Raw genomic sequence first — 13,272 nt, forward strand, 5'->3', positions numbered from 1 at the left:
GCTTGCCTGCCGACTCCTGACCGGGCCTGCCTGACCCGTGGAGGGGCAGTCTTCCCCAATCCGCTCAAGAATTCCCTAACGGTCGCTGGGGCGGGGCTCGTGGAGCTTCGGAAGGCGGCTAACGAACCAGGGCGTAAAGCCTCGCCTGACGTTCCAGAGGATTGGGCAGGGCGACCTCGGACAGCCAGCCCGGCGCCTCGCCGCGGGACAGGCGCCGGTAGAGGCTGGACTCACCGCCATCGGCCACGAAGAAGCTCTCCTCGGCGGGGCCCTGGCAGAGCAGCACGAGGTCGATGCGCCGGGCCTGCATCAGACTGCGGGCGCCCGCGGCATCGCTGCCGCTCAAGATGCGGTAGCTGTCGTAGATGCCATCGCCATTGCGGTGATAGGGCGTCGCGATCACGGCGTGGCGGGTGCGGTAGAGCAGCTCCGGGCCGATATCGAGAAAGGTCAGGATAGTCTGCTGCGAGCCCGCCCAGCGTGGGTCCTCCTCCAGGAAGCGCGCCACCTCCTGGACGTTGCAGGCGGCGAGGGCCTGGCCCGAGGCGTCGGTGGCTTCGGCGGTCCCAGAGGGTCCGACATCGTCGGCCCTGAGGGTGCCGCCGACCGTGAGGGGGCCGAGCAGCAGAATGGTGATTACGCCGCCGCGCAGCAGCCCGCGGCGCAGGTCGTCGTGGATCGCGTGGCTCCACAGCAGGAAGCGGTCGAAGACCACCGCAAAGGCCATGATGAAGGCCGCCTCGGCGTAGGCCGAAAAGCGAATGTGGCGCACCGCCACCGCCCAGAGGATCAGGCAGGCGAAGGCGACGAAGGCCAGGGTCCAGAAGCGGCCGGAATGGCGTTCCTGCAGCAGGATCTTGGCGAAGAAGGGCAGCACCAGCAGGCCGCTGCCGAAGTAGAAGATGAAGGTGCCGATGCTCTCGCGGTCCTGGGGAACGACCGCGCGCATCTCCAGCACCCGGTCCAGCCAGATCGGCACGATCCGCGGGTCGACGCCCGCCATGGGGCCGGCGAAGAACAGGGGATAGGCGCTGTTGATCAGCAATGCGGTGGCCGCCACGCCGAACAGGCCCAGGAGCAGGCGCCCAAGCGGCCCGGTTCCCCTGAGGGAGCGGTTCTCGTAGGTCTCGGCGGTGCGCCAGAAGACCAGGATGCAGGCCGCCACCAGAAACTGCACGCAGGAGACCCGGTCATAGCTCGGCTCCAGCAGCTCGGCGAAGGGTCTCTCGGCGAAGAGTGCCGCCAGCAGCACCAGGCTGAGCGCCAGGGAGAACCATTTGCTCTGGGCCGCCCGCTCGCGTTCGCCGAACAGCCAGGGCGCGCCGAGGGCGGCGAGGCAGACCGCCAGGGGCAGCAGGAACTCCACCGACAGCCAGATGCCGAAGCCGGCGGTGGCGCCGCCCAGAACCGCCGGCCGCGCGTCCAGCGGATTGTGCAGGGCGCGCAGCGTGAAGCCGGCGGTGATCACGAAGACCAGCAGCAGCAGGCTGTGGTGATCGGCGCGTCCGAGAATGGAATAGACGAGAGCGCCGGGCTGCAGGAAGAGGGCGACCGCCGGCAGAAACCAGACTTCCGGACGGATCAGCGGGCGCATCGCCCAGGCCAGCGCAAAGCCCGTCGCCAGTTGCAGCAGCGGCGAGACCAGCATGGCGGCGAAGAAGAGCGCACGCTCGAAGTCCATGGCGAAGGATACCGGCAGTGCCACCAGCATGATCAGCAGATCGAAGGGGCGGGTCCAGTGCAGCGTGTCGCCGTAGGGGGCGTTGGCCCGGTCGATGGTGCCGTCGAACCAGTCCCAGCCCTGATAGAGTTCCAACACCCGCAGCATGCGCATGTAGCTGTCGGGGCCGACAAGCCCGGACTCGAAGACCGGAAGATCGCGGAACAGGACCAGGCTGCTGTGCACCAAGGCCCAGGTTACGAGCAGAGCGAGACAGGGCAGCCACTGTGCCGCGCCGCTTCTCCTAGCGCTGTAAGATTGCATCGACCCGCCGTCTGTGACGCTGCAAGAGCAGCCGCAATCCTGGAACTAAAGCTCTAAGGTTTGATTAAGTCTGTGGCCTTGCGCACAGCCTGGAACAGACGGCTTGGAAGGACTCAGGCGCTGCGTTTTTGTGAAGAGGCGTCTTCGCTCTCCAAGGCCTGTGGCGCGGCGGTCTGTGCGTCGCTGCTCTCCCACCCGCTCTGCTGAGGGGACGGGCCGAACTCGCTCTCCACTAGGTACTTGTCCTCTTCCTGCGACTGACCGGCGCGCACCACCTCGGCGATCAGCCCGGTGGCGATCATCTGGGTTCCGAAGAGCACCGCCATGATGCCGAAGAACAGCAGCGGGCGGGAGCCGATGGGTCCGGCGCCGATGAACCAGAGCACCGTCAGGTAGCTGAGGGCGGCGAACCCGGCCCCGGCGATGGGCAGGCCGATGTAGGCGAAGAGGTGCGCCGGGCGCATGCGAAAGCGCGTGGAGAGCAGCACGGTGAAGAGATCGATCATCCCTTTGATCAGCCGGCTCCAGCCGTACTTGGACTTGCCGTGGGTGCGGGGATGATGGGTGACGGCGATCTCGCTGACCCGGAAGCCGAGGCTGTGCAGCAGGGCGGGGGTGAAGCGGTGCAGCTCGCCATAAAGGTTCAGGTGGGGCAGGACCTCGCGGCGATAGGCCTTGAAGCCGCAGTTGTAGTCGTGCAGACGCAGGCCGAAGATGCGGCCCACGACCGCGTTGAACAGCTTGGACGGCAGCGTCTTGCCGAGGGGGTCGTGGCGCTTCTGCTTCCAGCCGCTGACCACGTCGAAGCCGCCGGCGACCTGTTCCAGGAAGCGCGGGATTTCCGCCGGGTCGTCCTGCAGGTCCGCATCCATGGTGATGACGATGTCGCCGCGGGCCCGGCGGAAACCGGCGGAGAGGGCCGCGGCCTTGCCGAAATTGGTGCGGAAGTTGATGAGGGAGACGGCCGGCTTGCTCTCGACCAGTTTCTGCGCCGTCATGGGGCCCAGGTCGCTGCTGCCGTCGTTGACGAAGATCACCTCGTAGCGGCAGCCGGTGGGCGCCAGGGCAGTGGCAATCTGCTCATAGAGGGTCTCGATGGTTTCCTCTTCGTTAAAGAAGGGAACCACGATCGAGAGCGATTTCGGCATGGCGCGACCTCGGATCGGTTCGGCGAGCGCGGGCAGATCTGGCATTCCGCGGCATCAAGGGCTCCAGTCTGCGACAGAGTCATTAATCCTTTCAAAAGCCGAATGGTTTACATCTCCCGCTCTTCACCGGACGAGGATTGGGCTGCGGCGTGTCGACCCTGCTACTCACTGACAGTGCGGTCGAACTGCAACGCCGCCGCAACGTCACGCTGGTCACGATCCTCGCGGTGGGCGCGCTGCTCTTCCTGCTGCCCCTCGTGTTTCCCCTGGGGATCGCCCGCGATTACCCGAACCACCTGGCGCGGGTCTTCATCCAGTATCGCCTGGGCGGCGATGCCCTCCTGGCCGAGAACTACGCGATTGCCTGGCGGCTGATTCCCGACTTGGCGATGGACCTCTTCGCCGCGCCCTTCGCAGGCTGGCTGTCGCTCTATTGGCTGGGCGCGCTGTTCAACGGCCTGACCCTGCTGCTGCTGTACTCCGCCGGCATCGCCCTGCATTGGCGCCAGCGCGGCGAACTCAGCCTGTGGCCGCTGCTGCTGGTGGCGCTGTTGTTCAACGAGGCCCTGCGCTGGGGCTTCATGAACTTTCTCTTCGGCGTCGGCCTGGCGCTTTGGATCCTGTTCTTCTGGCTGGCCAGCGAGGCCTGGCCCTGGCGCCGCCGGCTGCTCGTCTTTGCTGCCGCGCAGCTCGTCCTCTTTTTCGCCCATCTGCTGGGCTTCATGCTCTGCGGGTATCTGATTCTCGGGCTGGAACTCCTGCGGGCCTGGCGCGATCAGGACCGGAGCCTGCGCGACCGGCTTCAGGTCTTCGTGCGGCATATGGCCCAGTTCGCCGTGCCGCTGCTGCTCTTTGCCTATGTGATTTTCTTCCAGGACGGCGTGGGCGACAGCCGCACCGCCTATGGGGCCATCGGCGCCAAGGCAATGGCCTTCCTCTCCCCCACCTCGGCCCTTGCGGCGCCCGGCGGGCCCCTGGTGCTGCTGGCGGTTCTGCTGCTGCTCTATGGTCTGCAGCGGCGCGGCCACATGGCGCTGGACAAGGACCTCAAGGTTCTGCTCTGGGCCATGCTCGCGCTGGTGGTCGCCATGCCCAACATGGTGTTGGGGATCTGGGGCCTCGACTTCCGCTTTCCCTTTGTGGCGCTGCTCTTGTTTGTGGCGGCGGTGCATCCCTCGGCCGAGATCGCCGCGTCGCGACTCTTTCGGGGGTTCCTGCATGTCTTGGTCGCGGTCTCCTTACTGACCGGCGGCCTGCAACTGGCCCGAAACGACGGGGAGCAACAGGCGATCCGCCAGGCGCTCGCCGAGGCCGAGGCCGGCGGGGCCCTGCTGGTCGCCGGTGACTACGATCCCGCCTGTCCGGGCTGCTTTCCCGACTGGATCGATTTCATGCACAGCGGGTCGCTGGCGGCCATCGAAAGCGCCATGTTCGTACCCCTGCTGTTCACCGCCACCTCACCGGTCGAGGCCTCACCCAGGCGCAGGGCCTTGGACGTTCCCCATGGCTGGCCGGTGACGCGCCAGGCCCTGGAGGAGGGGCGCGACCGTCCCCTTTCCGAGCCGCGCTATCCCCACGATCCGGCCCATGCCTATTGGCACGATTGGCCCTACAGCTTCGACTATCTGCTCTGGCTGCGTCGGGAGGGGAGCGATCTCGACGGCTTGCGCGGTCTGGAGCGGCTGGCGGAAGGCCGCGTCTTCGTGCTCTATCGCGTCATCGCGCCGCCGCCGAAGGGCGGCTCTGCGCGCTGACCTCCGCCGTGGCGGGCAGCAGGAATCCGGACAGGGCGAACAGCGCCTCCCCGACCAGGAAAGCCCCGCGGGTCACGGCGGCATAGGCCAGCACCGCTTCGGCAGGGGCAAGGCCGCCGAGCCCGGCGAGCAGACAGGCCTCGCGCACGCCCAGGCCCCCCGGCGCGCCCGGGGTGACGAAACCGATTAGCCAGGCGGCCAGGTAGACGAAGACCAGTAGCGGCAGAGCTTCCGTCGAGAGGTTCAAGACCGGAAGCGCGAGCCAGAGGCCGAGCAGGGCCGCCAGAACGAAAAAGCCGATCTGCAGGCCGGTAAGGCGGGCTATCAGACGGGCGTTCACCGGCGGCAGCAGGCTGCGGACCCAGGCCGAGCGCCACAGTCCGAAAAGCACTGCGAGGAGCAGAAGCGTTCCCGCGAGCGCCCATGGTCGAAGCTGGTCGACAGCCAGCGCCAACAGCCCGGCGAGCCCGTCGAGGGCAAAGGGCAGGAGCGCCAGCAACAGCAGGCCTACAGCGGCCAAGTGCCCCAGGATCTCCATCAGCGTCGCCTGGGCCGGCGCCTTCTGGCCATAGCCGAGGCGGGCTGCGGCGATCTGCCGTCCGGCATAGTGGAACACATTGCCCGGCAGATACTTGGCGAAGGTGGCAAAGGCGTAGAGGCGCAGGGCCGCGCTGGGGCTGACCGGGTTCCTGGCGAAACTCTGCAGGCAGATCGTCCAGGCCTGGGCGAGGAGGTACAGTCCCGCGCCGTAGAGCAGGGCGGCAACGGCGGCGATCCCCAGCGCCTCGGCGGTCAGGTATTGGGCGAAGCGCCCAGCATCGATCTCGGTAAGGGCGATGCCCAGATAGACGAGCGCCGCCAGCGGCAGCAGCCAGGTGGCGGTGCGCAGCACCCCTCTGGTCATCCGGCTTCCACCAGGTTCTGCAGCACCTTGGGGTCGGGCGCCAGCAGCACCGTCGCGTCGGGGTAGGGCAGGCAGGCCGTGAGGCTGGAGGTCTTGAGCTTGGTCAGGGAACAGGTCTCCAGCGCCGCCCGATAGCGCCGCCGCCCGGCATTGTCGAAGAGGATCAGGCCGTCCGGCTTGACCCGGCGCAGGGCTGCTTGCAGGCAGTGGGCACGGCAGCGGCCGTCGATGACGATGAGGTCGAACTGGCCGGCGAAGCGGTCGATGGCATGGACGTAGTCGCGGAAGTCGCGGCCCGACCAGGCGGGATGGCGCGACCAGTGCACGCAGTCGGCATCCGCCGGCGGCGCCTCCACCAAGGTTGCCAGCACGTTGGCGTGGCTGGCGACCTTCTCGGTCACCAGAGCGTGCCAATGCGGGTCGTGTTCGGCGGAGACGACGATCTCGGCCCGCTTGGCCAAAAACACGGTGCTGGCGCCGGAGCCGTACTCGAAGACCTGCGGGGCGGTTCTCCCGGCGAGAAAACGGTCCACCAGGTCGGTCGCGCGCAGGGTCCACCAGGGCAGGTCCAGCTTCACCATGGCCTCGATGTCATAGATGGCGAAGAGGCTGTGCAGCCAGCGCACGACATCGCCCTGGAGCGTCGGCTCGGGCTGCTTCAGAAGTCCGCTGCTGTGGAGCCCGCTGCCCAGGCCGTGCATGGCGTGGGCGTAGGCGCGCTTGAGGATTTGCATTCTGGCTTCGCACCCCTGGCGGTCATGGTGACCCCGGAACTCAAAGCCAATTGTCCCAAGCGGCCCTTAAACGGGGGTTAACCCGGGCTTTCGCGTGATCGTTGGTCTGGCGAAAGACAAAACTGTTAGAGAGGCCGCCGGGCCGGTCAGACGTGGAAGGACTCGCCGCAGCCGCAGCGGCCCTTTTCGTTGGGATTGTTGAACACGAAGCCGGACTGGAACTTGTCCTCGACATAGTCCATCTCGCTGCCCAGCAGGAACATCACCGCCATGGGGTCGATGAAGATCTTCACGCCCTTGTCTTCGACCACGTCTTCCAGCTTGCGCTGTTCCTTGGCGTACTCGACCACATAGCTCATGCCCGAACAGCCGCGCGTGTTGACGCCGACGCGCAGGCCGAGGACAGGCTCCTCGCTCTTGTCCATCAATGTCTTGACGCGGGCCGCGGCGGCATCGGTCAAGGTGATCATGTTCGCAATGGCCATGGCTGCTCTTACCTGATTCTCACGTTCCTAATATAGGGAGCCTGCTCCGGTTGCGGAAGAGGTCCCGTAACTCCTTGATCTTCCTAGAATATCCCTAACGCCAACTTAGCGTCCTCGGACATACGCTCCGGCGTCCAGGGCGGGTCCCAGGTGAGGGTGACCTGGACCTCGCCGATGCCCTCGGTCTCGGCCACGGTGTCGGCCACCTGCTGGGGCATCTCCCCGGCCACCGGACAGGCGGGCGCGGTGAGGGTCATCTCGATGGCGACCGAGCCATCCTGATGGATGTCCAGATCGTAGATCAGGCCGAGGTCGTAGATGTTGACCGGGATCTCCGGGTCGTGGACCTGGCGGATCGAGTTCTCCACTGCCAGCCGCTCGGCCACCGGCATGCCAGGCTGCAGTGGCGTGCCGGCCCGCGCCGTCAGGCCTTCCGGCGCGGCGCCGGCGCCGAAACTGTCGAAACCGAGTGGGTGATCGCTCATGCTCTTTGCGTCCTATTCCGTGGTCGCGTCGCCGCCGCCGTTGAGGGCCGAGGCCATGGCGTGCCAAGCCAAGGTCGCGCACTTGACCCGCACCGGAAACTCCCGCACGCCGGAGAGCACTTGCAGGCGCTCCAGGGCGTCCTGATCGTCGGTCCCGGCCTGCTCCAGGGCGAAGTCCTCTTCCGTGCAGAGGCGGTGAAAATCGTCGAAGAGCTGGCGCGCTTCGGCCTCCGTCTTGCCGCGCAGGATCTCCGTCATCAGCGAGGCCGAGGCGATGGAGATGGCACAGCCGTGCCCTTCAAAGGCGGCATCGGCGATGCGGCCGTCCGCGTCGGTCTCGATGTAGATGGTCACCTGATCGCCGCAGAGCGGGTTGTAGCCGCGCGCGCTGTGGTTCGCCTCCGGCGGATGGCGGTGGTTCCGCGGATGCTTGCCGTGGTCCAGGATCACTTCCTGATAGAGTTCGCGCAGCGCGTCTTCCATGGGCCTAGCCGAAGAGCTCCTTGACCTTCTCCAGGGCGCGCGCCAGGGCGTCCACCTCGGCACGGGTGTTGTAGAGCCCGAAGGAGGCCCGCGCTGTCGCCGGGACGCCGAAGCGCTGCATGAGCGGCTGTGCGCAGTGATGGCCGACGCGGATCGCCACGCCCTCCCGGTCGATGATGGTGCCGATGTCGTGGGGGTGAATGCCCTCCATGGTGAAGGAGAGGATGGCTGCCTTTTCCTTCGCGCTGCCGTAGATCCGGAGACCCTCGATCTGCTGCAGGCGCTGGGTGGCATAGGCCAGCAGGCCTGCCTCGTGGGCGGCAATGGCCTCATGGCCGATGGCGTTCACATAGTCGATGGCCGCGCCCAGGCCGATGGCCTCGACGATGGGCGGCGTGCCGGCCTCGAAACGCAGCGGGGGATCGGCATAGGTGGTCTCGGCGAAGCTCACCGAGCGGATCATGTCGCCGCCGCCCTGGAACGGCGGCATCTCCTTCAGGAGGTCCGCCTTGCCGTAGAGCACGCCGATGGCCGTCGGCCCGTAGAGCTTGTGACCGGTGAAGCCGTAGAAATCGGCATCCAGGTCCTGGACATCGACCTTGCCGTGGACCACCGCCTGGGCGCCGTCCACCAGGACCTTCGCACCGGCCTCGTGGGCCAGGCGGATGATCTCCTTCAAAGGCGTGACGGTGCCCAAGACGTTAGAGACGTGGGTCACGGCCACCAGCCTGGTGCGCGGGGTCAGCAGCGCCTCGTAGGCATCGAGCAGGAAGTTGCCGTCGTCGTCGATGGGCGCCACCTTGAGGACGATCCCCGTGCGGTCGCGCAGCAGCTGCCAGGGCACGATGTTGGCGTGGTGCTCCATCTCGGTGACGATCACCTCGTCGCCCGCCGAGAGCCCGGCGCCGAAGCTGTAGGCCACCAGGTTGATAGCCTCGGTGACGCTGCGGGTGATCACGACCTCCTGGTCGGAGCCTGCATTGAGGAAGCCGGCCACCGTTTTGCGCACGCTTTCGTAGCGGTCGGTGAGATGCTGGCTGAAGTAGTAAGCGCCGCGGTGCACGTTGGCATAGCAGGTCTCCTGGACCTCCCGCATGGCATCGATCACCGCCGTCGGCTTCTGCGCCGAGGCGCCGCTGTCGAGATAGACCAGCGGCTTGCCGTAGACCTCTTGTTTCAGGATCGGGAAGTCCTCGCGCACCCGCTCAACATCGAAGGCGAGGGTCGAGTTGCTGCCGGCGGCGATCGCCGCGGCGCCGGATGCCGCCGCCATGTCAGACCTCCCGCCGGCTGTCGGCCAGCCAGTGGCCGATGGAGGTCATGAGCGCGGGGCAGAGCCCCTCGGCGGCGATCTGGTCGATGCTTTCCCCGAGGAAGGCCTCGATCAGCATGGCGCGGGCCTCGGCCTCGGGGATGCCGCGGGCGCGCAGGTAAAACAGCGCGTCGTGGTCCAGGTCGCCGGCGGTGGCGCCGTGACTGCAGACCACGTCGTCGGCATAGATTTCCAGCTCCGGCTTGGCGTCGATCTCCGCCCGGTCGGAGAGCAGCAACACCTTGCTCAATTGGTGGCCGTTGGTGTGCTGAGCGTCGCGGTGGACCTTCAGCTTGCCCTGGAAGACGGCGCGCGCCTTGTCGTCGATGACGCCCTTGAAGACCTCGCGGCAGGTGGTGTTGGGGACCAGATGGTCGACCACGGTGGTGTTGTCGCAGTGCTGCTCGCCGCGCACCAGATAGGCGCCGTTCAGATGGCAGGTGGCGCCTTCGCCGTTCAGCCGCACCGAGGTCTCGTTGCGCGAGAGGCGCGCGCCGGTGGTCATGACGAAGGAGTCGTAGGTGGCGTCCCTCCCGATCTCCGCCTCGACGGTTGCTAGGTGGAAGGCGTTCAGGGCATCGGCCTGAAGCTTGTAGTGGCGCAGGATGGCGCCGGCGCCGACGCTGGCCTCGGTCATGGAATTGCTGAGATAGGCCTGTTCGCCCATGTGGCTGAAGTGTTCGATCAGGGTCGCCTGGCTGCCCTCCTCGAGCACCACCAGATTGCGCGGGTGGTAGGCGAGGGGGGCATCGCCGGCGCCGCCCAGATGGACCACCTCGACGGGATGGGGCAGCACCGTGCCCCGCGTCAGATGCAGCACGAAGCCGTTCATCATCATCGCCGTGTTGAGGGCCAGCATCGGTGGAAGCTGGCTGTCGTCCAGCCTGTCCAGGTGTGTCTGCAGCCAGTCCGGGTCGGCCGCCAGTTGCTCGCTTAGCGGCAGCAGCTTCGCGCCGGCAGGCAGGTCGCCGAGCTGCGAGAGGTCGCGGCGCAGGTGGCCGTCGACGAAGACCAGCCGGTGGCAGTCCGTGTGGTCGGGCAGCAGGCTCGGCGCCTGGTCGATGGAAACGCAGGCGCGCGGCACGCCGGTGGCGGCGAAGTCCACCTTCTCGATGGGCCGCAGGCTGGTGTACTTCCAGCTTTCAAGGCGTGGCGTGGGCAGGCCGCTCTCGGCAAAGCGCTGCAGGCCACGGTCGCGCAGCTCCGCCAGCCAGGGCAGGTCCTGGCCCGGAAAGTGGTCGCGCAGGGCGCCGAAGTGGTCGGTGAAGGCGTCTGTCATCGTGCGTCTCTGATCTCTATCGCGCCGTCTCTCTTCGCTCAGGCGGCGCCGGCAAACTCGGCGTAGCCCTTCTCCTCCAGCTCCAGCGCCAGCTCCTTGCCGCCGCTGCGCTGGATGCGGCCGTCGGCCAGCACATGCACCCGGTCGGGGACGATGTATTCCAGCAGGCGCTGGTAGTGGGTGATCACCAGCATGGCGTTCTCCGGCTTGCGCAGCAGGTTGACCGAGTTGGCCACGGTCTTCAGGGCGTCGATGTCGAGGCCGGAGTCGGTTTCGTCGAGGATCGCCATGGCGGGCTCCAAGACCGCCATCTGCAGCGCCTCGTTGCGCTTCTTTTCGCCGCCGGAAAAGCCGACGTTGACCGCGCGCTTCAGCATCTCGTCGTTGATGCCCAGAAGCTTGGTCTTCTCGCGCACCATCTTGACGAACTGCATGGCGTCCAGTTCGTCCTCGCCGCGGTAGCGCCGGATGGCGTTGAGAGCCTCCTTGAGGAAGGTGGTGTTGGGCACGCCGGGGATCTCGACGGGATACTGGAAGGCCAGAAACAGACCTTCGCCGGCCCGCTCCTCCGGTTCCATCTCCCGCAGGTCCTTGCCCTTGAAGAGGATCTCGCCCTCGGTCAGCTCATAGCCTTCGCGGCCGGTCAGGATGTAGGAGAGGGTGGACTTGCCCGAGCCGTTGGGGCCCATGATGGCGTGCACCTCTCCGGCCTGAATGGACAGATCGATGCCCTTCAGAATGGCCTTGCCGTCGACGGTGGCGTGCAGGTTCTTGATCTCAAGCATGGGTCTCAAGCGTCCTCTTTCTTCCTTGCCCCGGCGGCGGCTTCGGCCGCTTCGCGGTCAGCCGGGGTGAATTCGCGAATCACTTCGATCTTGCCAACGATGTTGGCGTTGAATTCCTCCAGGCGCTCGGCCGGGATCCAGTATTCCTCGTGGCTGGCGCCGCCGACGATCTTGCGCTCGAAACCGTCCAGGAAGGCCTTGTTGACCTCAAAGCGCGTCACGAAGCCCAGGCCGTCGCCGGTCTTGGTGTTCCAGTCGCGGGCGATCTGGCAGGCATAGGCCTCGTTGGTGACCGGATAGAAGATCGGCTGCTCGGGCAGGCGCGGCGGAAAGGCGGCGAAGTCCGCCTCGCGGATCAACGCCAGCTCGTTGGAGCCCGTCGGTCGAAACAGGGTCACGGTGTCGTCGGACATTTCTGTGGCTCCGACTAGCCGACGCTGCCTTCGAGGGAGATGCCCACCAGCTTCTGCGCCTCCACAGCAAACTCCATGGGGAGCTGCTGCAGCACCTCGCGGCAGAAGCCGTTCACCACCAGGGCCACGGCGTCCTCTTCCGGGATGCCGCGCTGGCGGCAATAGAAGAGCTGGTCCTCGCTGATGCGCGAGGTGGTGGCCTCGTGCTCCAGGATGGCGTTGCGGTTCTTGCTCTCGATGTAAGGCACCGTGTGGGCGCCGCAGCGGTCGCCGATGAGCAGCGAGTCGCACTGGGTGAAGTTGCGCGCGCCTTCGGCCTTGGCGGAGATCCGCACCAGCCCGCGGTAGGTCGAGTCCGACCGCCCGGCGGAGATACCCTTGGCGATGATCCGCGAGCGGGTGTTCTTGCCCAGGTGGATCATCTTGGTGCCGGTGTCGGCCTGCTGGCGGTTGTTGGTGATGGCGATGGAGTAGAACTCGCCCACCGAGTTATCGCCCTGCAGGATGCAGCTCGGATACTTCCAGGTGATCGCCGAGCCGGTCTCAACCTGGGTCCAGGAGATCTTGGAGTTGCGGCCCCGACAGGCACCGCGCTTGGTGACGAAGTTGTAGATGCCGCCCTTGCCGTCCTCGTCGCCGGGATACCAGTTCTGCACAGTCGAGTACTTGATCTCGGCGTCGTCGAGGGCGATCAGTTCGACCACCGCGGCATGGAGCTGATGCTCGTCGCGCATGGGCGCGGTGCAGCCCTCCAGGTAACTGACGTAGGAGCCTTCGTCGGCGATGATCAGGGTGCGCTCGAACTGGCCCGTGTTCTCCGCGTTGATGCGGAAGTAGGTGCTGAGTTCCATGGGGCAGCGCACGCCCTTGGGGATGTAGACGAAGGAGCCGTCGGTGAAGACCGCCGAGTTCAGGCAGGAGTGCTTGTTGTCGCCGTAAGGCACCACCGAGCCCATATACTTGCGCACCAGCTCCGGGTGCTTCTGCACGGCCTCGGAGATCGAGCAGAAGATGACCCCGACCTCCTCCAGGTTCTTCTTGAAGGTGGTGGCCACGGAGACGCTGTCGAAGACGGCGTCCACCGCCACGCCGGCCAGCTTCTCCTGCTCGCGCAGGGGAATGCCCAGCTTCTCGTAGGTTTCCAGCAGCTTGGGGTCGACCTCGTCCAGGCTCTTGGGAGCGTCGTCCGGGGACTTCGGCGCCGAGTAGTAGTAGGCGTCCTGATAGTCGATGGGCGGGAACTGCACCTTGGCCCATTCCGGCTCCGGCATGGTGAGCCAATGGCGATAGGCCTTGAGCCGCCAGTCCAGCAGCCATTGCGGCTCGTTCTTCTTGGCGGAGATGAAACGCACGATATCTTCGCCGAGGCCCTTGGGCGCGGTATCGGTCTCGATCTCGGTGACGAAGCCGTACTTGTACTTGTCCAGGGCCTGGACCTGCTCGACAGTCTCCACGGTAACGGCCATCTAACAACTCTCCTGCAAAATTCGATGCTTGGACGGCATT

13 protein-coding genes are annotated in these 13,272 nt (G+C 66.4%); 1 reads left to right on the plus strand and 12 read right to left on the minus strand.

All coding sequences use genetic code 11. From position 1 onward, the window contains the following. Positions 1 to 118: 118 nt before the first annotated feature. Both Q0996_RS17815 and Q0996_RS17820 read right to left on the minus strand, forming a co-directional pair. Complete coding sequence (locus Q0996_RS17815; RefSeq protein WP_299622793.1) at positions 119 to 1,984, minus strand: hypothetical protein; 1,866 nt, start codon at positions 1,982 to 1,984, stop codon at positions 119 to 121. A gap of 113 nt (positions 1,985 to 2,097) precedes the next feature. Further along, on the minus strand, positions 2,098 to 3,177 hold the full coding sequence (locus tag Q0996_RS17820; protein ID WP_299622796.1) for a glycosyltransferase family 2 protein: 1,080 nt from the start codon (positions 3,175 to 3,177) through the stop codon (positions 2,098 to 2,100). A 104-nt stretch (positions 3,178 to 3,281) separates the two neighbouring features. On the opposite strand from Q0996_RS17820, the gene Q0996_RS17825 reads away from it, so the two are divergent. Continuing rightward, positions 3,282 to 4,886, plus strand: a complete 1,605-nt coding sequence (locus tag Q0996_RS17825) for a hypothetical protein (RefSeq protein WP_299622798.1) — start codon at positions 3,282 to 3,284, stop codon at positions 4,884 to 4,886. Here the strand turns inward: Q0996_RS17825 and Q0996_RS17830 are convergent. From Q0996_RS17830 to sufB, 10 genes are all read right to left on the minus strand, one after another. Then, positions 4,849 to 5,790 carry a hypothetical protein gene (locus tag Q0996_RS17830; RefSeq protein WP_299622800.1) on the minus strand — a complete coding sequence of 314 codons (942 nt, stop codon included), beginning with the start codon at positions 5,788 to 5,790 and terminating at the stop codon, positions 4,849 to 4,851. The genes Q0996_RS17825 and Q0996_RS17830 overlap by 38 nt on opposite strands. Further along, the gene (locus tag Q0996_RS17835) at positions 5,787 to 6,524 is read right to left on the minus strand and encodes a class I SAM-dependent methyltransferase (protein ID WP_299622803.1); all 738 of its coding nucleotides are present in this window, start codon (positions 6,522 to 6,524) and stop codon (positions 5,787 to 5,789) included. Before Q0996_RS17835 ends, Q0996_RS17830 begins: the two co-directional genes overlap by 4 nt. A gap of 146 nt (positions 6,525 to 6,670) precedes the next feature. Continuing rightward, entirely contained in the window at positions 6,671 to 7,009 is a 339-nt protein-coding gene (locus Q0996_RS17840) for an iron-sulfur cluster assembly accessory protein (RefSeq protein WP_299622805.1), read from the minus strand. A gap of 83 nt (positions 7,010 to 7,092) precedes the next feature. Next, entirely contained in the window at positions 7,093 to 7,494 is a 402-nt protein-coding gene (locus Q0996_RS17845) for a DUF59 domain-containing protein (RefSeq protein WP_322096746.1), read from the minus strand. Between the two features lie 12 nt (positions 7,495 to 7,506). Next, positions 7,507 to 7,977, minus strand: a complete 471-nt coding sequence (gene sufU, locus Q0996_RS17850; protein ID WP_299622807.1) for a Fe-S cluster assembly sulfur transfer protein SufU — start codon at positions 7,975 to 7,977, stop codon at positions 7,507 to 7,509. A gap of 4 nt (positions 7,978 to 7,981) precedes the next feature. Next, positions 7,982 to 9,250, minus strand: coding sequence for an aminotransferase class V-fold PLP-dependent enzyme (locus tag Q0996_RS17855; RefSeq protein ID WP_299622810.1), 1,269 nt, complete (start codon positions 9,248 to 9,250; stop codon positions 7,982 to 7,984). Position 9,251: 1 nt separating this feature from the next. Then, the gene (gene sufD, locus Q0996_RS17860; protein ID WP_299622813.1) at positions 9,252 to 10,568 is read right to left on the minus strand and encodes a Fe-S cluster assembly protein SufD; all 1,317 of its coding nucleotides are present in this window, start codon (positions 10,566 to 10,568) and stop codon (positions 9,252 to 9,254) included. 38 nt (positions 10,569 to 10,606) lie between these two features. Then, on the minus strand, positions 10,607 to 11,353 hold the full coding sequence (gene sufC / locus Q0996_RS17865) for a Fe-S cluster assembly ATPase SufC (RefSeq protein WP_299622816.1): 747 nt from the start codon (positions 11,351 to 11,353) through the stop codon (positions 10,607 to 10,609). Positions 11,354 to 11,358: 5 nt separating this feature from the next. Beyond that, a complete protein-coding gene (locus Q0996_RS17870) occupies positions 11,359 to 11,766 on the minus strand; it encodes a hypothetical protein (RefSeq protein WP_322096747.1) in 408 nt (135 codons plus the stop codon). 14 nt (positions 11,767 to 11,780) lie between these two features. Next, positions 11,781 to 13,232: a Fe-S cluster assembly protein SufB gene (sufB, locus tag Q0996_RS17875; RefSeq protein ID WP_299622818.1), complete on the minus strand. Its 1,452-nt coding sequence runs from the start codon at positions 13,230 to 13,232 to the stop codon at positions 11,781 to 11,783. Positions 13,233 to 13,272: the final 40 nt, after the last annotated feature.

It is taken from the genome of Pelagibius sp. (genome assembly GCF_028289705.1).
GTDB lineage: Bacteria > Pseudomonadota > Alphaproteobacteria > Kiloniellales > Kiloniellaceae > Pelagibius.